Origin of the sequence: Microlunatus parietis (genome assembly GCF_013407955.1) — a bacterium.
Taxonomy (GTDB): Bacteria; Actinomycetota; Actinomycetes; order Propionibacteriales; family Propionibacteriaceae; genus Microlunatus; species Microlunatus parietis.
In genome coordinates this window covers 3,225,001-3,250,443 of record NZ_JACCBU010000001.1, presented here as the reverse complement: position 1 = coordinate 3,250,443, position 25,443 = coordinate 3,225,001, and the positions used below count along the sequence as shown (strand labels likewise).

At 69.1% G+C, this 25,443-nt stretch carries 25 protein-coding genes; 12 read left to right on the top strand and 13 right to left on the bottom strand.

From position 1 onward, the window contains the following. Positions 1-92: 92 nt before the first annotated feature. Both BKA15_RS15690 and BKA15_RS15685 read right to left on the bottom strand, forming a co-directional pair. Complete coding sequence (locus BKA15_RS15690) at positions 93-446, bottom strand: hypothetical protein (protein WP_179752272.1); 354 nt, start codon at positions 444-446, stop codon at positions 93-95. 80 nt (positions 447-526) lie between these two features. After that, on the bottom strand, positions 527-1,309 hold the full coding sequence (locus BKA15_RS15685; protein ID WP_179752270.1) for an alpha/beta fold hydrolase: 783 nt from the start codon (positions 1,307-1,309) through the stop codon (positions 527-529). A 61-nt stretch (positions 1,310-1,370) separates the two neighbouring features. Between BKA15_RS15685 and BKA15_RS15680 the strand changes: the two genes are divergently transcribed. Next, complete coding sequence (locus BKA15_RS15680) at positions 1,371-1,817, top strand: NUDIX hydrolase (protein ID WP_179752269.1); 447 nt, start codon at positions 1,371-1,373, stop codon at positions 1,815-1,817. Here the strand turns inward: BKA15_RS15680 and BKA15_RS15675 are convergent. Next, positions 1,814-2,851: a hypothetical protein gene (locus tag BKA15_RS15675; RefSeq protein WP_179752267.1), complete on the bottom strand. Its 1,038-nt coding sequence runs from the start codon at positions 2,849-2,851 to the stop codon at positions 1,814-1,816. The two genes, BKA15_RS15680 and BKA15_RS15675, sit on opposite strands and share 4 nt — an antisense overlap. 60 nt (positions 2,852-2,911) lie before the next feature. Between BKA15_RS15675 and BKA15_RS15670 the strand changes: the two genes are divergently transcribed. Next, complete coding sequence (locus tag BKA15_RS15670) at positions 2,912-4,051, top strand: alpha-hydroxy acid oxidase (RefSeq protein ID WP_179752265.1); 1,140 nt, start codon at positions 2,912-2,914, stop codon at positions 4,049-4,051. Here BKA15_RS15670 and BKA15_RS15665 read toward each other — a convergent pair. Genes BKA15_RS15665 through BKA15_RS15645 form a run of 5 tightly spaced genes read right to left on the bottom strand, consistent with a single transcriptional unit; the run spans position 4,032 to position 9,831 of the window. Then, a complete protein-coding gene (locus BKA15_RS15665) occupies positions 4,032-5,078 on the bottom strand; it encodes an LLM class flavin-dependent oxidoreductase (RefSeq protein WP_179752263.1) in 1,047 nt (348 codons plus the stop codon). The two genes, BKA15_RS15670 and BKA15_RS15665, sit on opposite strands and share 20 nt — an antisense overlap. After that, positions 5,075-6,583 (bottom strand): APC family permease, encoded by a 1,509-nt coding sequence (locus BKA15_RS15660; protein ID WP_179752261.1) that lies wholly within the window; start codon positions 6,581-6,583, stop codon positions 5,075-5,077. The genes BKA15_RS15665 and BKA15_RS15660 overlap by 4 nt, the downstream gene beginning before the upstream one ends. Continuing rightward, complete coding sequence (locus BKA15_RS15655; protein ID WP_179752259.1) at positions 6,564-6,857, bottom strand: hypothetical protein; 294 nt, start codon at positions 6,855-6,857, stop codon at positions 6,564-6,566. The genes BKA15_RS15660 and BKA15_RS15655 overlap by 20 nt, the downstream gene beginning before the upstream one ends. A 2-nt stretch (positions 6,858-6,859) precedes the next feature. Beyond that, a complete protein-coding gene (locus tag BKA15_RS15650) occupies positions 6,860-8,413 on the bottom strand; it encodes an FAD-binding oxidoreductase (protein WP_218871353.1) in 1,554 nt (517 codons plus the stop codon). A gap of 2 nt (positions 8,414-8,415) precedes the next feature. Then, positions 8,416-9,831, bottom strand: a complete 1,416-nt coding sequence (locus tag BKA15_RS15645) for a (Fe-S)-binding protein (RefSeq protein WP_218871351.1) — start codon at positions 9,829-9,831, stop codon at positions 8,416-8,418. 102 nt (positions 9,832-9,933) lie between these two features. Here BKA15_RS15645 and BKA15_RS15640 point away from each other — a divergent pair, with 102 nt between their 5' ends. Genes BKA15_RS15640 through BKA15_RS15620 form a run of 5 tightly spaced genes read left to right on the top strand, consistent with a single transcriptional unit; the run spans position 9,934 to position 14,712 of the window. Then, entirely contained in the window at positions 9,934-11,346 is a 1,413-nt protein-coding gene (locus BKA15_RS15640; RefSeq protein WP_179752255.1) for an NAD-dependent succinate-semialdehyde dehydrogenase, read from the top strand. Beyond that, positions 11,343-12,680: a 4-aminobutyrate--2-oxoglutarate transaminase gene (gene gabT, locus BKA15_RS15635; RefSeq protein ID WP_179752253.1), complete on the top strand. Its 1,338-nt coding sequence runs from the start codon at positions 11,343-11,345 to the stop codon at positions 12,678-12,680. Before BKA15_RS15640 ends, gabT begins: the two co-directional genes overlap by 4 nt. 48 nt (positions 12,681-12,728) lie before the next feature. After that, positions 12,729-13,475, top strand: a complete 747-nt coding sequence (locus tag BKA15_RS15630; RefSeq protein WP_218871349.1) for a GntR family transcriptional regulator — start codon at positions 12,729-12,731, stop codon at positions 13,473-13,475. 35 nt (positions 13,476-13,510) lie between these two features. Next, positions 13,511-14,203 (top strand): cache domain-containing protein, encoded by a 693-nt coding sequence (locus tag BKA15_RS15625; RefSeq protein WP_179752251.1) that lies wholly within the window; start codon positions 13,511-13,513, stop codon positions 14,201-14,203. A gap of 11 nt (positions 14,204-14,214) precedes the next feature. After that, positions 14,215-14,712, top strand: coding sequence for an ATP-binding protein (locus BKA15_RS15620; protein WP_179752249.1), 498 nt, complete (start codon positions 14,215-14,217; stop codon positions 14,710-14,712). Positions 14,713-14,752: 40 nt separating this feature from the next. Here BKA15_RS15620 and BKA15_RS36885 read toward each other — a convergent pair whose 3' ends face one another. From BKA15_RS36885 to BKA15_RS15605, 3 genes are all read right to left on the bottom strand, one after another. Then, entirely contained in the window at positions 14,753-15,472 is a 720-nt protein-coding gene (locus tag BKA15_RS36885) for a DUF559 domain-containing protein (RefSeq protein WP_179752248.1), read from the bottom strand. Between the two features lie 334 nt (positions 15,473-15,806). Then, on the bottom strand, positions 15,807-16,676 hold the full coding sequence (locus BKA15_RS15610; RefSeq protein ID WP_179752246.1) for a phosphotransferase family protein: 870 nt from the start codon (positions 16,674-16,676) through the stop codon (positions 15,807-15,809). 49 nt (positions 16,677-16,725) lie between these two features. Continuing rightward, positions 16,726-17,310: a TetR/AcrR family transcriptional regulator gene (locus BKA15_RS15605; RefSeq protein WP_179752244.1), complete on the bottom strand. Its 585-nt coding sequence runs from the start codon at positions 17,308-17,310 to the stop codon at positions 16,726-16,728. A 2-nt stretch (positions 17,311-17,312) separates the two neighbouring features. Between BKA15_RS15605 and BKA15_RS15600 the strand changes: the two genes are divergently transcribed. Beyond that, positions 17,313-17,756 carry an ester cyclase gene (locus BKA15_RS15600; protein ID WP_179752242.1) on the top strand — a complete coding sequence of 148 codons (444 nt, stop codon included), beginning with the start codon at positions 17,313-17,315 and terminating at the stop codon, positions 17,754-17,756. Positions 17,757-17,765: 9 nt separating this feature from the next. Here BKA15_RS15600 and BKA15_RS15595 read toward each other — a convergent pair whose 3' ends face one another. Next, on the bottom strand, positions 17,766-19,583 hold the full coding sequence (locus BKA15_RS15595) for a calcineurin-like phosphoesterase C-terminal domain-containing protein (RefSeq protein ID WP_179752240.1): 1,818 nt from the start codon (positions 19,581-19,583) through the stop codon (positions 17,766-17,768). A gap of 336 nt (positions 19,584-19,919) precedes the next feature. On the opposite strand from BKA15_RS15595, the gene BKA15_RS15590 reads away from it, so the two are divergent. From BKA15_RS15590 to BKA15_RS15575, 4 genes are all read left to right on the top strand, one after another. After that, positions 19,920-21,179, top strand: coding sequence for a sugar ABC transporter substrate-binding protein (locus tag BKA15_RS15590; RefSeq protein ID WP_179752238.1), 1,260 nt, complete (start codon positions 19,920-19,922; stop codon positions 21,177-21,179). Next, complete coding sequence (locus tag BKA15_RS15585; protein ID WP_179752236.1) at positions 21,179-22,714, top strand: ABC transporter permease subunit; 1,536 nt, start codon at positions 21,179-21,181, stop codon at positions 22,712-22,714. Before BKA15_RS15590 ends, BKA15_RS15585 begins: the two co-directional genes overlap by 1 nt. Beyond that, positions 22,714-23,607 (top strand): sugar ABC transporter permease, encoded by an 894-nt coding sequence (locus BKA15_RS15580; protein WP_179752234.1) that lies wholly within the window; start codon positions 22,714-22,716, stop codon positions 23,605-23,607. The genes BKA15_RS15585 and BKA15_RS15580 overlap by 1 nt, the downstream gene beginning before the upstream one ends. A gap of 89 nt (positions 23,608-23,696) precedes the next feature. Continuing rightward, a complete protein-coding gene (locus BKA15_RS15575; RefSeq protein ID WP_246322353.1) occupies positions 23,697-24,125 on the top strand; it encodes a (R)-mandelonitrile lyase in 429 nt (142 codons plus the stop codon). A 25-nt stretch (positions 24,126-24,150) separates the two neighbouring features. On the opposite strand, the gene BKA15_RS15570 is transcribed toward BKA15_RS15575, so the two are convergent. Next, positions 24,151-25,443 carry a sensor histidine kinase gene (locus BKA15_RS15570; RefSeq protein ID WP_179752232.1) on the bottom strand — a complete coding sequence of 431 codons (1,293 nt, stop codon included), beginning with the start codon at positions 25,441-25,443 and terminating at the stop codon, positions 24,151-24,153.

Genomic DNA, 25,443 nt, shown 5'->3' with positions numbered 1-25,443 from the left:
GATAGACCCGGTTCCGGACGTTCCCCGTCCTGATCGGGGATGAGCGCGGCACGGGCCACGACCAGGAGACCCGTACCGCGCAACTCGGGGGATCAGAAGTTGATCTTGCAGGTCACCTTCCGGCTGATCAGGCTCCACTCGGCCGAGATGAGGTACTCGTGCACCCGCCAGCCGTGGCCGGTGGGACCGGTCCAGGTCTTCGTGCGCAGGTACTCCCAGTAGTAGGAACCGGAGTGTTGTCCCTGGGGGATGCATTTCGGCGGCGGTGCGTTCGGGGGCTGGCACAACGGGCAGACGCTGGCCGCTGTCGTGCTCTTCGTACTGCCGGCACCGACCGGCGCTGCCGACGCCTGCGCCGGGGCCAGCATCAGCGCCGCCACCGCGACCAGGGCTGTCACCAAACCCCGCCAGGGCAACACACCGCGTTGTCCGATGTTCGAGATCATCGATCCTCCTCGTTCCGGGACAGCCCCGCATGAGCTGTCCGGACCAGGGGATCAGGTGCGACTGACGTGGCGCTGACGTGTCACTGACCGGCCGCGAGCGCCGCGACGATCAGCTCCAGCACTTCGTCGGGATGCGTCGCGACAAGATCATGGCCGGCCGGCACCCGGCGCACCGTGATCGTCGGCCGGGAGGCGGCCAGGGTGTCGACGGCGTCGCGCCAGGCCTGGTTGAGCTCGCGCGCCCGGTCGCTCTCGGTCCCGGCCATGAACTCGGACATGATCATCGTGATCGGCCCGTCGATCCGGTCGAACCGCTCGGCGGCGGTCCGGCGATGCTGGTCGATCTCGTCCTGCAGCCGGAAGATGTCATCGCCCGACAGCGCGACCTGGTGCGGCGTCCCGGCCAGCGAGCGCTGGAGTTCCAGGGCCTCCTCGCTGCCCATCGCCTGCCGCATCCCCTCCAGCTCCGCCGGGGTGAGCAGTGAGGACGACAGCGGGGTCCCGCCGTCGATCAAGATCAATCCGCGCGGGGCCGCCGGCAGCGCGGCGGCCTGATCCACCAGCAGGTCCGCGCCCATCGAGTGTCCGATCAGCACCAGCGAGCCCGGCCCGCCGAGCGCGTCCAGGACGGCGGACGTGTCGGCGCCGAACGTCGGGTAGTCGTACGGCCCGCCGACGCTGCTCGTACCGTGCCCGCGATGATCGAATGTCGCCAGCCGAAGGTGGCGCCGGAGTCCCTCGAACAACGCCCCGAGTTGGGCCTGGGTCCCGCCGAGACCCGGCACGAACACCGCCGCCGGCCCGTCCCCGGCCACGGTCACCGGAATCGCCGCCCCGTCCCGCCGGATCGTCAGCTTCTCCATGCCCGGCAGTCTTTCACGACCTCCTCCACGATGATCTTCATGGTCTGCCATGATGTTGATCATGCTCAGTGAAGAGGCGCGGCCCAAGGTCTCCGCCTTCGTCACGCGATCGGACGGCCGATTGCTGGTGTTCGCGCATCCCGAGTCGCGGGAGGCCGGCATCCAGGTGCCGGCCGGAGGGATCGAGCCGGGCGAGGATCCGGCTGCAGCCGCGGTGCGCGAGACCGAGGAAGAGACGGGCTTCACCGGGTTCGTGGTCGAGCGCTTGGTCGATCGCCAACTGCTGCAGGAGCGGCGCCGGGGCCGGCTGGAACGACACGACCGCTGGTTCTTCCACCTCATCGCGCCGGCCAGCCTGCCTGATCGGTGGCGGCACGGCGAGGGCTCCGATCCCGGGGCGGACGACTGGATTCCGTTCGACTTCTTCTGGATCGATCCCGACGCCGAGCCGCTGCCCCTCACACCTGATCATGCTGCCGTCTTCCGCCGCCTTCGTGAAGCCACCTAGTCGTCACCCTCGGCCATCAGCGGCCGGCTGTTGTCGATCATGACGTCGGTCAGCCAGTACGTGCAGTCGGGATCCCAGCCGCCGATCAGGCACGCGGACCCGTCGGGCAGTTCGATCGCCTTTCCGGCGGCGCTCAGGTAGCCCGCGGCGGTGAGGTGCACCGCGTCGAACTCGGTCGCGACCTCGGCCCAGTCCGGCAGGCACCAGCGCCCGTGCCGGCCGGTCGCCCGGTACCAGTCGTGCCGGCGGTCGGCGGTGACGTCGATCGGGTGCCGGACACACACCTCGGCCCAGTCCGTCGCGGTCCGCAGCTCCAGGACCCGTGGCTCCCGGTCGAGCACGACCTTGCGGGCGGTCGCGGTCTCCGGCTGGACCTCGTCCTCGGCCAACCACCAGCTGGTCGGCCCGCCCGCCGGCAGCCACCGGCTGGTCCGCGGCAGGTCGTTCGGCGGGGTGGACCACCAGGTGCCGCTGATCGGCTCGCGGGGATCGGCCGGCCGCTCCCGTACCGCTTGGGCCTCGTCGGCGAGCGTCCCGGAACGCCAACGGTGCAACCGATCCGCGGCATCCGTGCCCGTGATCGGCGGTCGGCCGGGTCGCTCGACCAACCACTGGCCGGTCAGGTCGACCGGCGCCGCCCACCACGCCGCGTGCGGGGAGACGACCAGCGCCGCAGCGACCCGCCGCAGCGCCGCTAGCACGGCGGGTTCGGCGGCGAGCACGTCCGCTCCGTCGAGTTCCTGCCAGGGCCGGGCGCTGGCGACGGCGTCGGCGAACGCGGTCCGGACCACCGGCTCCGCGAGTTCGTCGAGCGGGACCTCGTTGATCAGGGTCGCGGTCTCCTCCGGTGTCGCCGGGCGCTGGGAGCTCGCAGTGATCAGCCGCGCTCCGTCGGACTCCCGAGCCGCCGCAGCGAAGAACAGCGCGGTGGTCAGGTCCGCCCCGTCCGGCCGCTCGCTCGCGACCAGGCGGACCAGTTCCAGGCAGCACCGACGTCCGCGCGGCCCGGCCAGCAACTCCTGCGCAGTGATCATCACCCGACCACCTTAGGTGCCGGTCCAGCGAGATGGGATGATCATGAACCGGGAGGCACCGTGATCAGCAGGACGGAACGCCGGGTCGCCGCGGCGGACTCGATCGAACAGTTGCGCCGGATCGCCCGGCGCCGTACGCCGCGGGCGGTGTTCGACTACACCGACGGCGCGGCCGAGGAGGAGCTCACCCTGCGCCGGGCGGAGGCGGCGCTGCGGTCCGTCGAACTGCGGCCCCACTCCTTCGGCCCGACGCCCGGAATCGACACCAGCACAGAGATCCTGGGCCGGCGGGCCACGCTGCCGCTGGTGTTGGCGCCGACCGGTTACACCCGGATGATGCACCACGAGGGCGAGTTGGCGGTGGCCCGGGCGGCCTGGTCGGCCGGGCTGCCGTACACGCTGTCGACGATGGGAACCCGGTCGATCGAGGAGGTCGCCGCCGAGTGCCCGGCTGCTGATCGCTGGTTCCAGCTGTATCTCTGGCGGGACCGGGCCGCCAGCGAGGACCTGGTCGACCGGGCCGGCCGGGCCGGCTACCGAACCCTGATGCTCACCGTCGACACCGCGGTCGGCGGGCTGCGGCTCCGTGATGTCCGCAACGGGCTGACCATCCCGCCGGCGTTGACCGCGCGGACCCTGTTCGACGGCGCCCGGCATCCGCACTGGTGGTTCAACTTCCTCACCACCGAGCCGCTCAGCTTCGCGTCGATGAAGGCCTGGACCGGAACCACCGAGGAACTGCCGAACCTGTTGTTCGACCCGACGGTCACGCTGGCCGACCTGGCATGGCTCCGCTCCGCCTGGGCCGGACCGTTGTTGATCAAGGGCATCCAGCACGCCGACGACGCGCGTGCGGTGATCGACGCCGGGGCGGACGGGGTGATCATCAGCAATCACGGCGGCCGCCAACTGGACCGGGCCGCGACGACGATCGACCTGCTGCCGGGGATCCGGGCCGCGCTCGGCCCGGCGGCGACGATCTTGGTCGACGGCGGCTTCCGCTCCGGCGCTGATCTCGCCGCCGCCCTGACCCTCGGCGCCGACGCGGTGATGATCGGCCGCCCGTACCTCTACGGGTTGATGGCCGGCGGCGAGGCAGGCGTACGGCGAGCGCTGGAGATCTTCGACTCCGGGCTGCGCTCCACGATGCGCTACCTCGGCGCCGGCACCATCACGGACCTCACTGGAACTCGGGCATGATCTTGTCGTGAATCAGCCGGAGCTGGGTGTTCACGTCGGCGACGCCCTCGATGTCGCGGCCCATGAACGTCTTCACCAGCGTGGCATCGGTGATCGCCAGGATCATGTGGTTCACGCCGGCGGCGGCGATGTCCTTGAGCTTGGCGACGCATTCCTCCGGCGTGCCGGCGATCGACAGTGTGTCGCCGATCTCGGGCGTGGTGGCCTCGATCGACCCGGCCAGGTCGCCCGCGCCGAGCTTGGCGATGATCGGTGCCATCGCCTCCGGCGCGATCCCGTTGCGCTGCAGCTGCTCGGCCGGCATCGCCGACGCATAGAGGCCGACCATGGACCGGGCGGCGTCCTTAGCCACGGCTGAGTCCTCGCCGGTTGCGAACACCACCCAGGCGCCGATGTCGAGGCTGTCGACGTCCTTGCCGGCCCGGTCGGCGCCGATCTTCATGTTCTCGTACATGTATTCGTAGGCCTCGCGGGTGTAGCTCAGTGCGTGATGGCAGCCGTCGCTGAACTCCGCGGCGACCTGGAACGACTTCGGCCCGCGCATCGCACCGAGCTTCACCGGAAGATGATCTTGGACCGGGCGGGCGAACGAGAACAGTCCCTGATAGTGGTAGAACTCGCCGCCGAACGTGATCGCGCCGTCGTCCAGCAGGGTCCGCACCACGTGCGCGCCCTCCTTGGTCCGGGACAGCGGCTTCTGGGTCGACCAGTCGATCCCGTACTGGGCCAGCAGGCCGAAGTTGCCGGAGGAGAGGACGACCTCGGCCCGGCCGCCGGTGAGTTCGTCCAGGGTGGCGGCGGCCTGGGCGATCAAGGTCGGCTCGCGCAGGGCGACGGTCGAGACGCTCGGTCCCATCCTGATCTGCTTCGTCTTGTCCGCGGCAGCGGCGAAGATCAACCACAGATCCTTGTGCCAGGTCTCGTCCGCGGCATAGACCGCGTGGAAGCCGAGCTCGTCGGCGAGTTTGATCGATTCGAGCGACTCGGCGACCGGATAGTCGGGCAGGGTGACGTAACTGAACTTCATCGGGAGACCTCCTGATCGTTCACGGGTGGTACGGGTTGCGGGAACAGGGTCGAGTCGGTGATCGCATCGCCGTACGGCGTGCTGCCGCTCCGGTACGGCCGCGCACCGAACAGGTAGACCGCGCCGAGACCGATCACGATCACCGCGCCGAGGACGACGATCCAGTTGTCGTACCAGGGCGCGTCGGGGGTGCGCGGCCAGGCGATGTTGATCATGGCCAGTACGCCGTACGCCAGCGCGCCGATGGTCACCGGCAGACCCCAGCCGCCGAGCCGGAACGCACCGGCCGGGCGCCAGCCCTTGAGCCGGGCGCGCAGGGCGGCGAGGACGACCATGTGGAAGCCGAGATAGATGCCGAGCGTGGCGAAGGAGATGATCTTGGTCAGCGCTTCGGCGGAGGCGATCGAGACCAGGATGATCAAGGCCGGAACGGCCGCGGCGACGACCATCGCGTACGGCGGCACGTGGCGCTTCGGTAGCACGACCCGCAGGGCACGGGAACCGATGATCATGTCGTCGCGGGCGTACGAATACATCAACCGGGAGGCCGCCGCCATCAGGCTCAGGGTGCAGGACAGGAACGAGATCAGCACCACGCCGAGGACGATCAAGCTGGCGACCGGGCCGAACGCGGTGGTCAGGATGGTGCCGATCGGATCGGGGTCGGTGCCGCCGATCACGGCCGCGTAGTCCTGCACGGCCAGGATCAGCGACAGGCAGACGAACATCGCCGCGGCGCCGCCGATGTAGATCGTCATCCGCATCGCCTTCGGGATCCGCCGGGTCGGGTCCGGCACCTCCTCGGCGACGTCGCCGCACGCCTCGAAGCCGTAGTACTGGAAGATGCCGATCAGGCCGGCCGCCAGGAACGCCCCGACGTAGGAGCCGCCGGACCCGGCGCCGAACGAGTCGAACAGCACCTCGAGCCCGTGGTGCCGCTGGCTGATCAACAGCCAGCCGCCGACCACCAGCGCACCGAGCAGCTCGGCGACGAAGCCGATGATCGCCGCGTACGCCAGCCACTTGGTGCCGCCGAGGTTGATCACCAGCGCCGCCGCGATCAAGATCAGCGCGCACAGCACCGTGGTCCCGGTGCCCGCCTCGAAGTCGAACAAGGCGCCGAGATAGGGCCCGGCTCCGTACGCGACGCCGGCGATCGTCGCCAGCAGCGCGAAAAGGTAGACCCAGGCGGTCATCCAGGCCCACTTGCGGCCCCAGAGCCGGCGCGCCCACGGATAGATGCCGCCGGCCACCGGATACTGCGAGACGACCTCGCCGAACACCAGCGCCACCAGTAACTGGCCGAGCCCGACGATCACCAGCGACCAGAACATCGGCGGCCCGCCGGTGGCCAGCGACACCGCGAACAGCGTGTAGATGCCGACGACGGGGGACAGGTAGGTGAAGCCGAGGGCGAAGTTCGCCCACAGACTCATGTCCCGCTTGAACTCCGACCGGTAGCCGAGCGCCGCCAGCTGGGCGTCGTCATCGATCGGGGTGGTCATCGTCCACCTCGGCCAGCAATTCGGAGCCGGTGATCACTCGCTCGGCGAAGTGCCGGTGCATCCAGTCCAGATGATCATGGCGGGCGTTCATGATCCGCAGCGAATCCCAGTTGGGGAAGGTCTGCTGCAGCACCCAGCGCTCCATCAGTCGCGGATCGACCTCGTACAGGTGCGGATGGGTGGTGACGGCGACCTCGCTGACCCGCTCGGCCGGCGGCGGCGAGGACTGCTCGACGTACCGGTAGCCGAGTTCACGAGGATCGAGTCTGGCCATGATCAACCACGCCCTCTCAGCGCGTCCAGGGCGGCCAGCGGATCGCCGGCGTAGGCCGCGTCCAGCAGGTACTTGCCCGGGTTCATGATGTTGTTCGGGTCGAGGGTCCGCTTCAGGTCGAGCATCACCTGGTAGCCGCGGCCGAGCTCGTCCGGCACCAGGTCGACCTCGCCCTCGCGGCAGGAACCGTGGCAGGCGCTGATCGACCCGTTGTTGGCCAGCGCCACGGCGGCGATGTCCCGCTTCGCCTTGACCCATTCGGCCCAGGCGGCATCGCCCAGTTGCTGTTCCCAGATGCCGATGTCGATCTCGGTCAGGTAGTCGACGCCGGTGTCGGCGGACGTGTAGGCGAACATGCCCCAGTCGTCGAAGATGTCGGTCTTGCGGCGAAGCTCGGCGACGATCTCGTGCCAGGCCTTCGTCACCGCCGGCAGCAAGGTGTAGTTGATCGCGGCGTCCTCGCAGTGCCAGCTCATCGGCACCACCTGCCCGGTCCGGGTCCGGCCGTGCAGCGGGGTCGCGTAACGATCATGGCGGGCCGCCCAGTCACCCTCGGAGATCTCGTCGCCGAGGTAGCGGGCGCCGTGTTCCTTGGCGATCTTGAACAGCCGCCGCCCGGCCGGCCGGACCTCGTCCTCGTAGCCGTACATCACGGCACAGACGAGGGCCCGGACGTCGTTCGGCTGCGGGATGTAGGCCTCGTCGTCCCGCCGCAGGTACGCCACCTTCCACTCGTCGAACAGCACGGCGCCGGCGAACGTGGCGACGCCGGCCCGGGCCAGCGCCCCGACACAGCGGTACGCGTCGTCGTAGTTGTCGAAGGCCCAGAACGGGGACAGCTCCGCCTCGGGCTTCGGATAGAGCTTCAGCGTCGCCCGGGTGGCCACGCCCAGCGTGCCCTGGTGCCCCATGAACAGGTGCTTCAGCTGGTAGCCCGACGAGGACTTGGAGATCTTGTGGCCGAACCCGTCACCGACGTGCAGCACCTCACCGGTCGGCAGCACATGATCGAACGAGAGCACCAGATCACGGGTGTGCCCGTAGCGGGCTCCGATCAACGACCAGCCCGAGGTGCCGATCCGGCCGCCGACCAGCGAGCACGGATAGGAGGCGGGATCGTCGGGGTAGATCAACCCGTGCCGGCCGAGTTCCTCGTTGAGCTTGAGCATGTTGATCCCGGTGCCGACCGTGACGGTGCGGTTCTCCAGGTCGAGTTCGTGGATCTGGTTCATCCGCTTCACGTCGAGCACGATGCCGCCACGCAGCGGCACGGCGCCGTCGGTCAGCCCGGTCCCGCCATCGCGCGGCACGATCGGCACCTTCAGTTCGTTGGCGATCGTGATCACCTGGGCGACCTGCTCGGTCGAGGTCGGCAGCACGGCGAGGTCGGGCACCCGTTCGGCCCACCGGTGTACCGGGAACGGCGCCGGCACCCGGGCCCGGTTGTACCGGTCGGTGCGGCTGGTCAGGATCTGGTCCTCGGCCAGCACGGTTCGCAGTCGCTGCACCATCTGATCGAGTTGATCTTGGCCCGGGCGTTCGGTGACAACGGTCATGATCACTCCTTCCCGCAACCGCAGCTGCCGCCGCCACAACCGCCGGTCCGTCGATCGCCGACCTCGCCGCGGCTGCCACCGACCTCGATCCCGACCGACTCCGCCAGCAGTTCGTGGATGTCGATCACATCGATGTCGTGCGCGTCGCCGGCGGCGGACAGCGGCCGTTCCGACCAGGGGCAGGCGCTGACCAGCAGATCGGCGCCGGTCTCCGCGGCCTTGGTCAGTCGGAGCTCGCTGATCGCGGCGGTGAGCTCCGGCTTCTCGATCGGCAGGCCGCCACCGCCGCCGGAGCAGTACGACCACTGGGTGACCCGGTCCACGTCGTTGAACGTCAGGCCGGGGATCGAGCGCAGGATCGCCCTGGGCTCCTGCCAGATCCCCTTGCGCTTGTTCAGCCGACAAGGATCGTGGTACGTGATCGTCCGCTCGACCGGCACCGTCGGGGTGAGCCGGCCGTCCTTGATCAACTCGGCCAGCAGCTCGACCACCAGCACCACCTCGATGTCGTACGCATCCCCGAAGTACTTGGGATAGTCCTCGGTGAATGTGATGTAGTCGTGCGGATCGAGCACCAGCACCCGCTTGGTCCCGGTGGCGTGCCAGTTGTCCAGGTTGTGCTGGGCGAACCGCTTCGCCTGGTCCACGTACCCCATCTCCGCGGCCGGCCCGCCGCAGCACCACTGCTCGCCCATCAGCCCGAACGGGTACCCGGCCTTGATCAACAACTGGGCCACCGCGCGCGGCACCGAGGTGCGATAGAAGGCGGCCTCGCAGTCGACGAAGAGCACCGTCTCACCGCCGATCGGCAGCTCCAGTCCGTCGGCCCAGTCGCGCACCGTCTCCTGGCTGACGTCCGTCTCGCCGAGCACCGGCTCGTGGGTCTGCGCGTTGGTCCGCGCGTTCCAGGTCTGCCAGCCGGGCTGGTGGACGCCCTGGTCGACGGCGAGCGCCCGGACCGCCTTGACGACGTCCACGGTGCGGGTCCGGAACCGGTAGAAATCCCCGGTGAACAAGGTGTTCGGGCAACGCAGCTCGCAGGCGCCGCACTGGGTGCAGTTCACGTAGTCGGCCGCGATGTCGGCGACGTCCAACTGCCCCTGCTCGAGCGCGATCACGTTGGCGTGGAAGGCGGTCGGGGTCCAGGATTCGTTCCGGGTCACCTGCATCACCGGGCAGACCTCGCGGCAGAACTTGTGGCCCGACGAATAGCAGTTGTACGACGCGTTGCGCCACTCCTCGACGAACGCGCGGGTGGTCGGGTCGGGCAGCGGAACGGGCTCCGGCCGGGCCAGCGTCTCCGGGAACTCGGCGAGTCCCGGGTCGTTCGTCGGCGCCCCCGGCGTGAACGGCCGGGCCAGTGCGTCGTCGCGCACCGGAATCTCGGGGGGCGTCGGTCTGGGGTCGGTCTGGGTCACGAGGCCTCCTCGTCGACTGTGACGTGTACCACGGGGTTCCGCTAAAACATATAAGATCATAGGATTAACGGAGTCTCAAGGGCGCGGAGCCGAGGAGGACACATGTCGAGTGCCGAATCCGAATACGCGGTGATCAATCCGGCGACCGGCGAGCGGGTCGCCGACTATCCGACCATCTCCGACGCGGACCTGCGGGCCGCGATCGATGCCGCGGCGGCGGCGCACCGGTCCTGGTCGGTGGCGCCGGTGGCCGAGCGGGCGGCGGTGATCGGCCGGGTCGCGGACCTGCACGAAGAACGCCGGGAACAGCTGGCGGCGATCATCGTGCGGGAGATGGGCAAGCCGGTCGAGCAGGCGCTCGGCGAGGTCGACTTCTGTGCCGCGATCTACCGCTACTATGCCGACAACGGGGAGAGGTTCCTTGCCGACGAGCCGATCGAGCTGCTCGACGGCGACGGCTCGGCGCTGGTCCGCTACTCGTCGGTCGGCGTGCTGCTGGGGATCATGCCGTGGAACTTCCCGTACTACCAGGTGGCCCGGTTCGCCGCCCCGAATCTCGTTGCTGGCAACACGATCCTGCTCAAGCACGCGCCGCAGTGCCCGGAGTCGGCGGCGGCGCTGCAGCAGGTGTTCGACGACGCCGGGCTGCCTCGGGGCGGGTACGTCAGCATCCTGGCCAGCAACGACCAGGTGAAGACGGTGATCGCCGATCCGCGGGTCGAGGGCGTCTCGGTCACCGGCTCGGCGCGGGCCGGCTCGGCGGTCGCCGCGACGGCCGGGAAGCACCTGAAGAAGGTGGTGCTGGAGCTGGGCGGCTCGGACCCGTTCCTGCTGCTGTCCACCGATGATCTTGATGCGGCGGTGCAAGCCGCGGTCGACGCCCGGCTGGAGAACAGTGGCCAGTCCTGCAACGCGGCCAAGCGGTTCATCGTGCTCGATCCCCTGTACGACGCGTTCCTGGAGAAGTTCACCGAGCGGTTCACCGCGGTCCGCCCCGGCGATCCGGCCGACCCGGAGACCGCGCTCGGGCCGCTCTCCTCGGCGACCGCCACCGAGCGGCTGCAGCACCAGGTGGCCCGCGCCGTCGAGCAGGGTGCCGAACTGATCTCCGGCGGCGAGCGGAAGGGCAACTTCTTCCCGCCGACCGTGCTGACCAAGATCACGCCGGAGTCGGAGGCGTTCACCGAGGAGTTCTTCGGGCCGGTCGCGTCGGTCTACCGGGCGGCGACGGAGGACGAGGCGGTGGAGATCGCCAACGGCACCCCGTACGGGCTCGGTTCCTACGTCTACTCGAATGACGAGGAGCAGGCACTCCGGGTCGCCGACCGGCTGCAGGCCGGCATGGTCTTCGTCAACGTGGTCGGGGCGGACAGCGCCGAGCTGAGCTTCGGCGGCGTCAAGCGGTCCGGCTTCGGCCGCGAGTTGGGTCGGTTGGGGATCGGCGAGTTCGTCAACAAGAAGTTGATCAGGATCGCCCCCACGAACCCTGAGTCTGGCGAAGGGCCAAGATCATGACCGCCACCCCGCTGCTGGGCGGGCCGACCCTCCCGCAACGGCGCGAGCTCCGCACCGATCTGCCCGGCCCGAAGTCCCGGGCCCTGCTGGACCGCAAGGTGGCCGCCGTCGCGCCCGGGGTCGGGCTGAGCCTGCCGGTCTTCGTCGCGGCGGCCGGTGGTGGCGTCTTGGTCGACGTCGACGACAACGTCCTGATCGACCTCGGCTCCGGGATCGCGGTGACCACGATCGGCAACTCCGCGCCGGCGGTGGTGGCAGCGGTCACCGAGCAGGTGGCCCGGTTCACCCACACCTGCTTCATGATCACCGGGTACGCGTCGTACGTCGAAGTGGCCGAGGAACTCAACCGGCTGACCCCGGGTGATCATGTCAAGACCACGGCGCTGTTCAACTCCGGCGCGGAGGCGGTGGAGAACGCGATCAAGATCGCCCGGCGGCACACTCGCCGCCCGGCCGTCGTCGCGTTCGACCACGGCTACCACGGCCGGACCAACCTGACCATGGCGCTGACGGCGAAGGTGATGCCGTACAAGGACGGGTTCGGGCCGTTCGCGCCGGAGGTCTACCGGGCGCCGGCCTCGTACCCGCTCCGGGACGGCCTGTCCGGCGAGCAGGCGGCCGCCCGGGCGATCGGGCAGATCGAGAAGCAGGTCGGCGTCGACAACCTGGCGGCCGTGATCATCGAGCCGATCCAGGGTGAGGGCGGGTTCGTCGTACCGGCACCGGGATTCCTGGCCACGTTGGCCTTCTGGGCGAAGGAGCACGGCGTCGTCTTCATCGCCGACGAGATCCAGACCGGATTCGCCCGGACCGGTGATCTCTTCGCGTGCGAGCACGAGGACGTCGTGCCGGACCTGATCACCACGGCCAAGGGGATCGCCGGCGGCCTGCCGCTGTCCGCCGTCACCGGCCGGGCCGAGATGATGGCGGCGGCCCACCCCGGCGGACTCGGCGGGACGTACGGCGGCAGCCCGGTGGCCTGCGCGGCCGCCCTGGCGGCGCTGCGCAGCTACACCGAACAGGACCTGGCCGGACGGGCTCGGGCCGTGGAAGCGATCATCCTCGACGAGCTGTCCGAACTCCGAGACGACCCGCGGATCGGCGAGATCCGCGGTCGTGGGGCCATGATCGGCATCGAGTTCGTCGGCGAGGGCGGCCGGCCCGACCCCGACCTGACCACGCGGATCGTCGCCGCCGTGCACGCTCAGGGCGTGGTTCTGTTGACCTGCGGCACCTACGGGAACGTGATCAGGCTGCTGCCGCCGCTCTCCATCCCGGACGACCTGCTGCGCGAAGGGCTCGCAGTGTTGAGGGAAGCCGTGCGGTCGGTCTAGGTCGGTCTAGGACGGATAGGACGTCCCGCCGTGGTGGAGAATGGCGCGGTGAGCACGACGCATGCGCGCGGCCTGGTGCCGTCCCGGATGCGCAGCGCCATTCTGTTGCCGGTCGGCGACGAGGGCAGAGTCGAGCAGGTGGAACAGCGGCTGATCCAGGCCGTGACCGGAGGTGTGCTCCGGACCGGTGAACGGCTGCCGTCGGAGTCCGAGCTGGCCCGGGTGCTGCGGGTCTCGCCGGTCACCGTACGCGAAGCCCTGGGGTTGTTGAGAGATCGCGGCCTGATCACGACGAAGCGAGGCCGGTCCGGCGGCAGCTTTCTCACCGAGGCGGCCGATCCGGTGGTCTTCGCGCGGGACCGGCTGCGCGGCCTGACCCGGCTCGCGTTGCGCGACCTCGGCCAGCATTACGCCGCGATCGGTTCGGCGTGTGTCGCGCTGGCGGCCCGCCGGGCCCGGGCCGAGGAGGTGGACGCGATCCGCCGCCGGCTCGCGGCCGCGACCGCCCATGATGATCATGAATGGTCCCGGCACCTGGACGAGGCGGTGCTCGAACTGACCGCGCTCGGCCAGTCGGCCCGGCTGACCCGCGAGCAGATGCGGTTGCAGGCCGAGTTCTCGCCGCTGTTGGCGTTGATCGACGGGGATCGCCGGAAGGCCAGGGAGACGGCGTTCCGGCGGGTGCTGACCGCGGTCGAGCGGGGCGAGGCGCGGGCGGCGGCCGATCGGTTCGCCGCCGCGACCGAGGCCGACCTGGTGAATCTGATCGAGATCCAGCAAGATCTACAGCAGTGATCACACAGGAGTGATCATGGAAGGGGAACCGTACCGTGGGAAATCGCACGCAGCGCCGTCCCGCCGTGGCCCGGCTGGTCTGTGACTTCTTCGACACCGCCTTCGATGTCCTGGAGAGCTGGAAACCCGACCTGGCCGCTGAACTGGCGGCGATCACGGACGACACCCGGCTGACCTCGGCCCGGCTGGACGACCTGGTCCGCCCGTACGCGGCGCAGACGCTCAGCGAGACCAGGATCCCGGTCTACGGCGCCGGCTTCATCGCCGCGATCGGCCTGCTCCGCGACGCCCGGGGCCACCTGTCCTGGTGGCAGGGCCCGGACCGCGAGAAGCTGTCCCTGGCCTGGTCGATCATCAACAAGGAACACCTCGACTACAGCGAGTTCGAGTGGTACCGGGTCCCGATGAACACCGGCAAGGCGCATCTCAGCGGCCCGAGCGTCGACTACCTGTGCAGCGATGAGTACACGATGACCATCGCCACCCCGGTCACCATCCGCGGCCGGTTCGTCGGCGTCGCCGCCCTGGACCTGTTGGTGGACAGCGTGGAACGGCAACTGGTGCCACGGCTGCGCCAGGAGGCCGACCGGGCCACCTTGATCAACAGTGCGGACCGGATCATCGTCTCCACCGACCCCAACCTCGCCGCCGGCGACCCGATCAGCCGAGCCAACGCCGACTCCGCCATTCGGCACTCCTGCGGCTCCCTCGCCCTGCTGATCGGCTGATCCGAGCCGGCATGACGCTGTACCAGATCGACGGGCTGTCCGGGACCGGCAAGTCGACCCTGGCCAGCGAACTGCGCCGGCGCGGACACCGCGCTGTGGACGCCGACGCGGAGTTCGGCTACTACGGCGACCCGGCGACCGGACGGCCGTCCAAGATCATGATCCGTGACCACTGGATCTGGGATCTCGACCGGCTGCGTACGTTTGCCGCCGAGGTCGCGGATGGTCACGTGTTCCTCTGCGGCGGCGCCCTGAACCAGGAGCAGGTACTGGACCTCTTCGCCCGCCGCTTCGTGCTTCACATCGACAACGACACCCTGCGCCACCGGCTCCGGACCCGAACCAACAACGACAACGGCAAGGCCCCGGCCGAACTCGCCGAGCAGCTTCGGCTGAACGAGCAGGCGCTCGTCGACGCGGAACGTCAGGGAACCGCCGTGATCGATGCGACCCGCCCGATCGCGGACGTGGCCACCGAGATCCTGGCCCGGGTCCGGCGCCGAGCGTGAGGTTGCGACCCCCGTTCCGGCGGATTACGGGTACGCAACCTCACACTCGACGCCCTTCGAAGAGGGAGCGCCAAAGCGGGGTGTAGGTGGGACGGCGGCCGGAGTAGCCGCGTTCGGTGAGGACGGTGTAGGTGGTCTCGGCGATCTCGCGGGGGTTGGTCAGCCGGCCGTTGGTGACGCGGATGATCCGGTAGCCGGCGGCGACGGCCGCCTCGTGGCGGGCGATGTCGCGGCTCCACTGCCATGGGTCAGTCCGGTGTTGATCGCCGTCGTACTCGATGATCGTCTTGTAGTCCTCGAGGACCAGGTCCATGCGTCCGATCGGGGCAGCGGCGGTGCCGATCCGGGGATTGCAGCGGGGCTCCGGCAGGCCCGCCAGGACCAGCAGGAGCCGCAGCTCGGTCTCCTTCGGCGACTCGGCCCCGGCCCGACACAGGCCAGCGGCGCGGCGGGCCAGTCGGCAGCCGCGCCCCGCCGCCTGCGCCGCCAGGGCCTGAAGCCCATCGGGTGTCGTCCGGCCCAGCCGCGTCAGCCAGTCCGCAGCGGCCACGGCCTCCACCAGATCGAACTCCGTGCAGGCGGCCAGCCAGGCAGCCGACGGCGTCGCGACGCGTCGCCGGCACTCGGGAAGCCGCCCGACGCGGCTCAGCCGGATCTCCGGCCGGACGGACTGAGTCTTGGTGGCGGTCGCAGCCCGGATCGGCATTGGCGAGCCGACCTCGACCCCGTGCAGCCACAGAGCCGTCACCCCGGTGATCACGGTGTCCATTGGGCAGGACGAGGAGCGCGGCGGCGGCCAGCTCGGTCAGGTTCGGATCGTCCGGTCCCGTTGTGTAGACGCCCCGCGCCAGCCGGCGAAACCGGGATCGCCGCTGGAGCTGTCGCGCCCTCAATCCGTGCCGCGCGGCGTGGCGCACGGTCATCAAACGCGGAAGTTCCATCCAGCCACCCAACACGCGCCGCCCCAACTCCGCCATCCCGAAGCCGCGTTATCCACAGGATGGCGCGCCGAGGGCGTCGAGTGTGAGGTTGCGTACCCGAAATCTGCCCGAACGGGGTCGCAACCTCACACTCGGCGCATCTGCGCTGTGGGGTCAGGTCGAGGCCAGGTTCTCGGCGGCGCGGCAGAGGGCCGGGGTCCAGGACGGGACGTCGTTGTCGACGCTCCAGCAGGCGTTGAACAGGTGGTTGATCATCCGGTAGAGGCGGATCCGCCGATGATCGATCTCGCCCGGGTAGGCGGCCAGCATCCTTGGTTGCAGGACGGCGTGGATCGGGTCGTCGGCGGGGCCGCCCATCGAGAAGATCGCGACGTCGAACAGCGGGTCGCCGATGATCGCCGCGGCCCAGTCGAGCAGCCCGGTCACGGCGCCGGTCGCGGGATCCACGAGGACATGGGACAGTCCAAGATCACCATTGAGGATGCTGCCCGGCAACCGCTCGGGTACGTCCTCGTCGATGGCCGCGTGTGCCCTCGTGACGAAGTCCGCGGACAGCCGCGGGCCGAGCTTGGCTGCGCTCTCCGTCACCTGCTGCCGCAGCCACTCGCGCCAGGACGAGGACGTACCGCGGCCGTCGTCGCCGACCCAGCCCCAGCCCGGTGCGCTGAGGGTGGCCAAGATCGACAACAGCCGGGCGACCTGGCCGGTGACGGCGTCCAGCCGCTCGGGCGAGGCGTTGCTGGCATCGAAGCCGACGCCGGGCAGTCGGCGCATCACCAGCCAGCGGCCGCCGGGCAGTCGATCAACGACGCCCTCGCCGACGATCTCCGGAGCGGGCACGCCGGCGGCACGGACCCGCCGGGCGATGATCGCCTCGGCCACGGTGCTGCGATCACCGTTCGCCTTAAGCAGCAGGCCGTCCCGCTCCACCACGATCGAGGCACCCCAGGTCTCGTGCACCGTGACCGGCCCGCGAGCTCCGTACTCCCGACGCAGGATCTCGGCCGCGATGTCGGTGATCATGGTCCGTGAGTCTTCCCGCCTGGGTCGCGGGCTTCAACCGGATTTCGGCTCAGAGCAGTTGGCGCTCCAGTGAGTCGGTGACGAACTGCTCGAACTCCGCCGGCTTCCAACCCGACTCGTCAACCAGTTCCTGGTACACACCCGGTGCCGCCAGGGCACGGTAGACGGCCTGGGCGCGGCGCAGCGGAATCCGTAGTTGATCTTTGAGCGAGGCGATGATCTTGTCCATCACCTGGTTCCGGCCGGCCAGCTTCGAGCGGAGCAGGGCCTTCGTCTCCGCGCTCTCGTCGGTCGCGGCCTCGAAGATCAACACGACGTCGAACCCGGCGACATAGAGCGTGGTGAGCCAGTTGGCCGCGCCCCGCACCCGCTCCCGGGGGTCGTCCAGCGCGAGCACCTGCTGGGCCAGCTCGATCGCGTTCGCGTCGCGGAGCCACTGGTCGCAGATCAGGGACAGGATCTCCCGCTTGGCGCCGAACGCCGAATAGACGGTACGGGTGGCGACGCCGGCCTCCTTGGCGATCGCGTCGATGCTCGTCGCGCCATATCCCTGCTCGGCGAACAGCCGGCGGGCGGCGTCGGCGATCCGGAGCCGCGTCGCCTCCGCCTGTTCCTGGCGGTAGGTTCTTGACAACCTTGGTCACGGAGATCCTGACCGAGGGCTTCGGGACCGGCAACGCCGGCCTCGTCGACGAGTTGTGTGCTCCGGATCTGATCGAGCACCAGTTCGGTCTCGCCGGAGTCGGCGAGCAAGCCCGGAACAACGTCAAGGCCGCCATCCGCCAGGTCCACGCGCTGATGCCGGACGTCGTCTACACGGTGGAGGATTCGATCACCGTGGGTGACATTGTCTGGGTCCGCGGCCGAGCCCGCGGTACGGCGACGGGAGGCTTCTTCGGGCCGCCGAGCCACGCCATGATCGACATCGCGCTCTTCGAGCAGGCCCGGGTCGTGGACGGCCGGATGGTCGAGCACTGGGGCTGTCCGGACCGGTTCGCCCTGTTTGCCCAGACCGGCGTCCTGGAGCGGCTGCAGGAACCTGCACCCGCCGGAAGCGGACTTCCGGCGGGCCCAGGGTGATGATCAGTTTCAGCTCGCCGGACGCCGGTCGGCGACGGTGAACCGGATCGTGTCCGTGTAGGTCCGACCATGATCATCGGTCACCGTGACCCGCGCGGTGTGGGTCCCCTCGGCGAGCTTCTCCGACAGCGGCAGCTTCCACAGGTGCGGCGTGCTGCGCGGTACCGAACCGCTGCTGAGCAGGTTGCGGGTCGCCCCGTACGGATCGGCCCATTCCCAGCCCTGCCGCAGCGCCTCACCCTTGGCGGGCTGGGTGTGCTCGGCGGCCACCGGGTCGCCGCCGTCCAGCGCAACCTCGACCTTGGTGCCGGTCGAGCCGAGGTAGACGTTGGCTGTCAGCCAGCTCCCGCCGGCAAGATCATCACGGGTGATCAGATGCTCGTCGCCGAGCGCCGGAGCGGGGCCCTCCTTGCCGTTGTCCCGCCAGGCCAGGGCCTTCGGCGCCCACTGCCGCCAGTGCGGCGAGTTCAGGCCGAGCGAGAACCGTACCGAATCCGGCTCGTTGCGCACCGTGTAGCGCTCGGAGAACTCGCTGCCGTTCAGTTCCAGGGTCAGAATGCCCGGCCGGGAACCCTCCGCCATCAGCGAGTACGGCAGCCCGCTCTCGTCCAGCGCACCGGAGTACCAGTCACCGGACACGGCGCCGGCGACCAGCTGGGTGAACTGCAGTTCCTCGATGCCCACCTTGGCCCACTCGGCCCGGCGATCACCCGGCCGGTGCTTCTCCGCGGTGTGGGTGTGGCCGCCGATGGTCACCGCCTTGCGGCCCTCCAGCAGGTCATAGAGCGCCGTGCCGTTGACGGTCATCATGAACCGGTGGTCGACGATCGGCGCGTGTGCGGCGATCACGATCAACTTGTCCTTGCTGACGCGCTTCAGGTCCTCGGCCAGCCACGCCAGCTGTTCCTCGTCGAGCTGCTCCTCGTACCCGGTGGCGCCTGGCGCCCTCGGATACAGGATGTTGTCCAGCACGACGAAGTGTGCCTCGCCCACGTCGTAGGAGTAGTAGGCAGGCCCGACCAGGTGCCGGTAGGTGTCCAGGCTGTGCCCAGATTCATTGGCGTCGAAGTCCATGTCGTGGTTGCCCGGCACCATTCGGACCGGGCCGTTGACGTCGCGGTAGATGTCCTTCAGAGCCGGGTAGAGGCTGAGGTCGTCGCCGACGTTGTCGCCGAGCAGCAGCACCCCGCAACCGCCATAGTCGGTGCGGTCGACCAGGTCGGCCACGGCACCGTCACGGGCGTAGCCCATCTGCTGCAGGTTGTACGGCTGCGTGTCGGCGGCGATCGGGCAGTTCTGTTGCTTCGCGCCGGTCGTCTTCGACTTCACCAGCGGGAAGTTGATCGCCTTCGGCAGCGGCCCGGTCGCCGGAATGCCGCCGTACTTGAGCTTCGGCGATCCTGCGGGCAGGTGGTTGTAACTGAACTGGGCAATGTTGTCCTCGTCCACCGGCACGGTCCAGCCGGCCGGCTGGGTGACGAAGACGGTCATGTTGTCGAAGGCGGGGATCCGGTAGCCGCCGCTCCGGTCGGTGATCACCACGTCGCGGCCGTTGGAGACGGCGACGCCGGCGATGCCGCGCTCCCGGCTGTCGTGTTCGGAGTCCTGGTCGGTGTCGTCGAAGACGGAGCCCACCAGGACCTTCTGGTCGGCGGCGGCGCCTTCGACGACCTGGACCTTGCCGACGTACGTGTCGGGCAGGACCTCGGCCGGCGCCTTGGCCGGTGCGGGGTCGGCGATGGCGAGCGGGGCACCGAGCGACAGACCGATCAGGGGGATCAGTCCGATCGCTGCGAGTCGGGATCTGTTCGGGGTACGGGACGTCATGGCGTTCACTCCTCAAGCAGTCTTGGTGGTGACGCTAGGCAGCAGGAGTGACCCCGCCGTGACGACGAGAAATCCTTGCCCGGAACGGATGTGGACGTGCCACACCAGACGTTGATCATCTGCGACGGGACCAGACCCGGGTCGGCGAACGCGACATGATCATCAGGGGACGACCAGGTGAGCAGGCGGTCCCGGTCGACTGAAGGCGAATCCTTGATATCGATTTCGTGTTGCCCCTCCCGCTGCGCGCCGGGAGGCAATAGGGTCCTGCGTGGACCAGTGACGGTCCGGCCACCCGTCCGCACCAGCCGGTGCGGCCCTTCCGAGGAGCACCTCATGAAGCGACGCAGCTTCGTCGGCCTCGCACTCGCCGCGCCCCTGGCGGCCTGCAGCACCGGCACGCCCACCGGTACGGTCAGCAGCCCGGCGCCGAGCAGCGCGCCGTCGACGCCGGCCGCCCAGAGCGCGAAGCTGGTGGTCTGGGTGGACGGATCGCGGGCGCCAGCGGTGAAGGAGATCGGCAAGCAGTTCTCCACCGACAACCCCGGCGTCACGATCGAGGTGGTGACCAAGAACTTCGCCGACATCGGGCCACAGTTCTCCACCCAGGTGCCGTCCGGGAAGGGCCCCGACATCGCGGTCACGCCGCACGACGGGATCGGCAACTTCATCAAGTCGGGCGTCGTCGCGCCGATCGAGCTCGGTGATCTTGCCAACCGGCTGACCCCGCTGGCGGTGTCGGCGTTCAGCCAGGACGGCCAGTGCTACGGGCTGCCGTACTCGATCGAGAACATCGGGCTGGTCCGCAACAACGCCCTGAGCAAGGACGTCCCGCAGACCTGGGAGGACTTGATCACGGCCGGCAAGGAGGCCGGGAAGAAGTACCCGCTGCTGCTCGGCGTCGGCGAGGGCGGCGATCCGTACCACACGTTCCCGTTGCAGTCCTCGTTCGGCAACACGGTGTTCCGGATGAACGACGACGGCACCTTCTCCGACACGCTGACCATCGGCGACGAGACCGGGCTGAAGTTCGCCACCTGGCTGGGAAGCCAAGGAAAGAAGGGAAACAAGGTCCTGGACACGTCGCTGACCGGCGACATCGCGAAGGAACAGTTCCTCAACCAGAACTCGCCGTTCTTCATCACCGGTCCCTGGAACACACCCGACTTCGAGAAGAAGAAGCTGGACGTCACCGTGATGCCGATCCCGTCGGCCGGCGGCCAGCCGGCCCGGCCGTTCGTCGGCGTGCAGGGCTTCATCCTGTCGGCACGGAGCAAGAACGCGTTGCTGGCCACCGAGTTCCTGGTCAACTACCTGGGCACCAAGGAGGTCCAGCTCAAGCTGTTCGAGCAGGGCGACCGGGTGCCCGCCCTCACCGAGGCCGCCGAGGACGCGACCGTCACCGGCAACCCGCTGGTGCAGGGGTACGCGGAGGCCGGCCAGGACGGCCTCCCGATGCCGTCGATCCCGCCGATGGCCCAGGTCTGGACGTTCTGGGGCGGTGCCGAGGCCGCGATCGTCGGTGGCGCCGAGCCGGAACAGACCTGGACCACGATGGCCAAGAACATCGAGGCGGCGATCAAGAAGGCCGGCTGATGCCCGGGTTCCTGATCAAGCTGCTGCTGATCGCGCTGGTCAACGCGTTCGGCGTCTATCTGGTGGCTCGGGCGATCGCCACCGATCACCCGGTGATCGCCGGTGTCTGCGTCGTGCTGGTGATCATCGCCGACATCGTCTACTTCGCCCGCCGGGCGCTGCCGCTGCGCTACCTGCTGCCCGGGTTGATCTTCCTGCTGGTGTTCCAGGTGTTCAGCATGGGCTACACCGGCTACGTCGCGTTCACCAACTACGGCGACGGTCATCTGGTCACCAAGGCCGAGGCGATCGACTCGCTGTTGGCCCAGAACGAGAAGCGGGTGGAAGGCTCGGCGCAACTGCCGGCCTCGGTGATCCGCAACCTGCAGAATCCCAGCGAGTACGGGCTCGCGGTGATCATCGACGGGCAGGTGCAGCTCGGCACCGCCGGCCAGCCGCCGCGCCCCGAGCCGGCCGCGACGATCACCGGGACCAAGATCACCGCCGTGCCCGGCTGGCAGGTGCTGACCCTGACCGACCTGCTGCCGATCCAGGACCAGATCAACGCGCTGCGGGTGCCGGCCTCGGCCGACGCGGAGGACGGTGCGTACCGGACCACCGACGGGTCGCACGCCTACCTCTACAAGTCCTTCCTGATCTACGATCCGGCCGCCGACACGCTCACCGACACCGAGTCGGGCACCGTCTACCGGCCGAACGAGCGGGGCAGCTTCGCCGCCGCCGACGGCCAGGAGCTCGGCACCGGCTGGGCCGTCCCGGTCGGTACGGAGAACTTCACCCGGCCGTTCACCGACACCCGCTACTCGACGATCATGGGCCAGGTCCTGCTCTGGACCGTGGTCTTCTCGATCGTGACCGTGGCGACCACGTTCCTGGTCGGACTCGGCCTGGCGATCACCATGAACGACCGCCGGGTCCGGGGCCAGCGCCTCTACCGGTCCTTCTTCATCGTCCCGTACGCGTTCCCGCCGTTCATGTCGGCGCTGCTCTGGTCCGGCATGCTCAATACCGACTTCGGGTTCATCAACCAGACGTTCTTCGGCGGCGCGTCGATTCCCTGGCTGACCGACCCCTGGCTGGCCAAGCTGTCCGTTGTGCTGGTCAACCTGTGGCTCGGCTTCCCGTACATGTTCCTGATCTGTACCGGCGCCCTGCAGTCGATCCCGGCGGAGTTGATCGAATCGGCCCGGATCGACGGCGCCTCCGCACTGCAGATCTGGCGGCTGATCACGCTGCCGCTGCTGCTGGTCTCGGTGGCCCCGCTGTTGATCGCCTCGTTCGCGTTCAACTTCAACAACTTCAACATCATCTATCTGCTGACCCGGGGTGGGCCGCCGTTCCCCGGTGCTCCGGTCGCGGTCGGCCAGACCGACATCCTGATCTCGATGGTGTACCAGATCTCCGGCCTGGCCGGGCAGGGCGGCACCCGTCAGTACGGCCTGGCCAGCTCGCTGTCGATCATCATCTTCCTGATCGTCGGGGCGATCTCCTTGATCAGCTTCCGGCAGACCCGGCGGCTGGAGGAGATCAACTGATGATCGAGACCCGACGTTCCCCGAGCCTGTCGGAGGGCGACAAGCTGACCGGCACCCGCTGGTGGCGGGAGATCGGCTGGCGGCACGTCATCGGTGTGATCGTCATCGGGTACGCGATCTTCCCGATCGTCTTCGTGATCTCCGCGTCGGTCAACGCGACCGGCAGCCTGGTCGGCAGCAGCCGGCTGTTCAGCTCGTTCTCGACGGCGAACTTCCAAGCCCTGAACGAGACCCAGTTCTGGTCCTGGATCGGCAACAGCCTCTGGATCGGCGCGGTGACCAGCATCGGCTCGGTGCTGATGGGCGCCGCGGCCGCGTACGCCTTCTCGAGGTTCCGGTTCTCCGGCCGCCGGGCCGGTCTGATGACGCTGCTGATCGTGCAGATGTTCCCGCAGCTGCTCACGTTCGTCGCGATCTTCCTGCTGCTCACCGCGCTCGGCGACCTGCACCCGCTGCTCGGCCTGAACAGCCGGATCGCGTTGATCATGGTCTACCTCGGCGGCGCGCTCGGCATGAACACGTTCCTCATGTACGGCTTCTTCAACACGGTGCCGAAGGAACTGGACGAGGCCGCCAAGGTGGACGGCGCCAGCCACCTGCAGATCTTCTTCGTGATCATCCTGCGCCTGGTCGCGCCGATCCTCGCCGTGGTGGGCCTGCTCGGCTTCATCGGCACCTTCTCCGACTACCTGCTGGCCGGGATCATCCTCACCGACGAGAGCAAATGGACCGTCGCCGTCGGCCTGTTCCAGTTCGTCTCCGAGCAGAACTCGGCCCGCTGGGGTCTGTTCGCCGCCGGCGCCGTGATCACCGCGATCCCCGTGGTGGTGCTGTTCCTGGTCCTGCAGCGCTACATCGTCTCCGGCCTGACCGCCGGCGCAGTCAAGGGCTGACTGTCCCGGGTGCGCTGGGGTGCCCTGTCAGTACCTCTATCGGCAGGGCCTCCCGCGCGGGCACAGCATCGGGTTGGCTGAAGGTGACCATGACGCGCGAGGAGGACCTGGCTATGGAGTTGATTCCCGCTGTGCCGACGGCGAAGGGACCGGCGGAGACCTTTGTCGGCGACGTGTACGTGGATCCGATCAAGGAGGCGGCCGAGCCGTCGCGGTTGAACGTCAGCGCCGTCCGGTTCACACCGGGTGCGCGGACGAACTGGCATTCCCATGCGGTCGGGCAGACCCTGCACGTGACCGACGGTTCGGGCCTGGTGGTGAACCGCGACGGCACGGTGATCCGGCTACGCCCCGGTGACACGGTGTGGACACCGCCGGGTGAGGAACACTGGCACGGGGCGACGGCCGACCGGCTGATGTGTCACCTGGCGATGTTCGAGGGCACCGAGAGCAGCAACGGCACGACCTGGCTGGAGCCGGTCAGTGACGCCGAGTACGAGGCCGCGCAGCGAACCTGACGTCCGGGATTCCGGTCCCGGCCGATCACCGCGATCGCCCGTCCAGGGGATCGGTCTCGGGTGGCGCGGCGGTCCGGTCGGGGGCGAGGGAGCGGTCGGGGAGCCAGAGGACGAAGGTGCTGCCGATCCCGGGCCGGCTGAACAGCACGAGCCGGCCCTCGTGGCTCTCGGCGATCTGGCGCGCGATGGCCAGGCCGAGGCCGGAGCCGGGCGTCGACCGGGTGGACGGGTCGCTGCCCCGGTGGAACCGGTCGAAGACGCGTTCCTGTTCCTCCACGGCGATTCCGGGGCCCTGGTCGCGGACGGCGATCCAGGCCCAGCCGTCCCGGCTGCCGGAGGCGATCATGATCGTGCTGCCCTCGGGTGCCAGCCGGACGGCGTTGGACAGCAGGTTGGACACGGCGCGCTCCAGCGACTCCGCGTCGCCGTACACGATCGGCCCGTCATGGCCGCGAAGATCAAGACGGATCGAACGTTCGTCGGCGACCAGCCGGTACGCGTCGGCGACGTTGCGGCCCAGCCGGGCAAGATCAAGTTCCCGATCGACGAACGCCGCCGAGCGCTTCCGGGCGGTCGCCAGCAGATCCTCCAGCAGCCGGGTCATCCGCGCGGTCGCGTGGGTCACCACGGCCGTCGCCTCGCGGCGCTCCGCGATCGTCGCGGATTCGTTGCCCAGCACGGCTTCCACGTTCGCCTGGACCACGGCGACCGGGTTGCGCAGCTCGTGCGAGACGTCCTCGACCAGAGTCCGCTCGGCGCGGAACGCGGTGTCCAGCCGGTTCAGCATGTCGTCGATCGTGTCCGCGAGCGTACGCAGTTCGTCCGGCGGCCCGCTCGCGCCGATCCTCCGGGACAGGTCGGTCGCGGTGATCTCCCGGGTCGCCGTGGTGATCCGCTTCACCGGTCGCAGCGCGCGGCCGGCCACCCACCAGCCGATCACCAGGCTGAGCCCGAACATGATCACCAACGCCAGCACGGAGTAGTCGCGGACCGTCTGCAGCACCGCGAAGTTGACCGCTTTCTGGACGCTGGCCAGGTCCGCGGCCTGGAACTGCTCGCCGGGCCGGTACACGATCGTGCCGTCGGAGTTCTTCTCGAACCGCTTGACCGTCACCGGGTCCAGCGGCTCGGCGACGATCGTCTGGGACAGCGCGACGTAGAGACAGACCAAGATCAACGCGGTGATCCCGAACAACAGCGCCGAGTACGTCAGCGTCAGCCGGACCCGGATCGTCCGCGCCCCGTCCGGCAGTCGCAACCAGGCTCGGCGCAGCAACCGTCCGGCCGGGGTCCGTGGTACGACGAGCTGATCGGCCAT

Bases quoted from the DNA above. Each gene is read 5' to 3' on its own strand.
- BKA15_RS15690 (WP_179752272.1), bottom strand. From the start codon at position 446: ATGATCTCGAACATCGGACAACGCGGTGTGTTGCCCTGGCGGGGTTTG.
- BKA15_RS15685 (WP_179752270.1), bottom strand. From the start codon at position 1,309: ATGGAGAAGCTGACGATCCGGCGGGACGGGGCGGCGATTCCGGTGACC.
- BKA15_RS15680 (WP_179752269.1), top strand. From the start codon at position 1,371: ATGCTCAGTGAAGAGGCGCGGCCCAAGGTCTCCGCCTTCGTCACGCGA.
- BKA15_RS15675 (WP_179752267.1), bottom strand. From the start codon at position 2,851: ATGATCACTGCGCAGGAGTTGCTGGCCGGGCCGCGCGGACGTCGGTGC.
- BKA15_RS15665 (WP_179752263.1), bottom strand. From the start codon at position 5,078: ATGAAGTTCAGTTACGTCACCCTGCCCGACTATCCGGTCGCCGAGTCG.
- BKA15_RS15660 (WP_179752261.1), bottom strand. From the start codon at position 6,583: ATGACCACCCCGATCGATGACGACGCCCAGCTGGCGGCGCTCGGCTAC.
- BKA15_RS15655 (WP_179752259.1), bottom strand. From the start codon at position 6,857: ATGGCCAGACTCGATCCTCGTGAACTCGGCTACCGGTACGTCGAGCAG.
- BKA15_RS15650 (WP_218871353.1), bottom strand. From the start codon at position 8,413: ATGACCGTTGTCACCGAACGCCCGGGCCAAGATCAACTCGATCAGATG.
- BKA15_RS15640 (WP_179752255.1), top strand. From the start codon at position 9,934: ATGTCGAGTGCCGAATCCGAATACGCGGTGATCAATCCGGCGACCGGC.
- gabT (WP_179752253.1), top strand. From the start codon at position 11,343: ATGACCGCCACCCCGCTGCTGGGCGGGCCGACCCTCCCGCAACGGCGC.
- BKA15_RS15620 (WP_179752249.1), top strand. From the start codon at position 14,215: ATGACGCTGTACCAGATCGACGGGCTGTCCGGGACCGGCAAGTCGACC.
- BKA15_RS15610 (WP_179752246.1), bottom strand. From the start codon at position 16,676: ATGATCACCGACATCGCGGCCGAGATCCTGCGTCGGGAGTACGGAGCT.
- BKA15_RS15595 (WP_179752240.1), bottom strand. From the start codon at position 19,583: ATGACGTCCCGTACCCCGAACAGATCCCGACTCGCAGCGATCGGACTG.
- BKA15_RS15590 (WP_179752238.1), top strand. From the start codon at position 19,920: ATGAAGCGACGCAGCTTCGTCGGCCTCGCACTCGCCGCGCCCCTGGCG.
- BKA15_RS15585 (WP_179752236.1), top strand. From the start codon at position 21,179: ATGCCCGGGTTCCTGATCAAGCTGCTGCTGATCGCGCTGGTCAACGCG.
- BKA15_RS15580 (WP_179752234.1), top strand. From the start codon at position 22,714: ATGATCGAGACCCGACGTTCCCCGAGCCTGTCGGAGGGCGACAAGCTG.
- BKA15_RS15575 (WP_246322353.1), top strand. From the start codon at position 23,697: ATGACGCGCGAGGAGGACCTGGCTATGGAGTTGATTCCCGCTGTGCCG.
- BKA15_RS15570 (WP_179752232.1), bottom strand. From the start codon at position 25,443: ATGGCCGATCAGCTCGTCGTACCACGGACCCCGGCCGGACGGTTGCTG.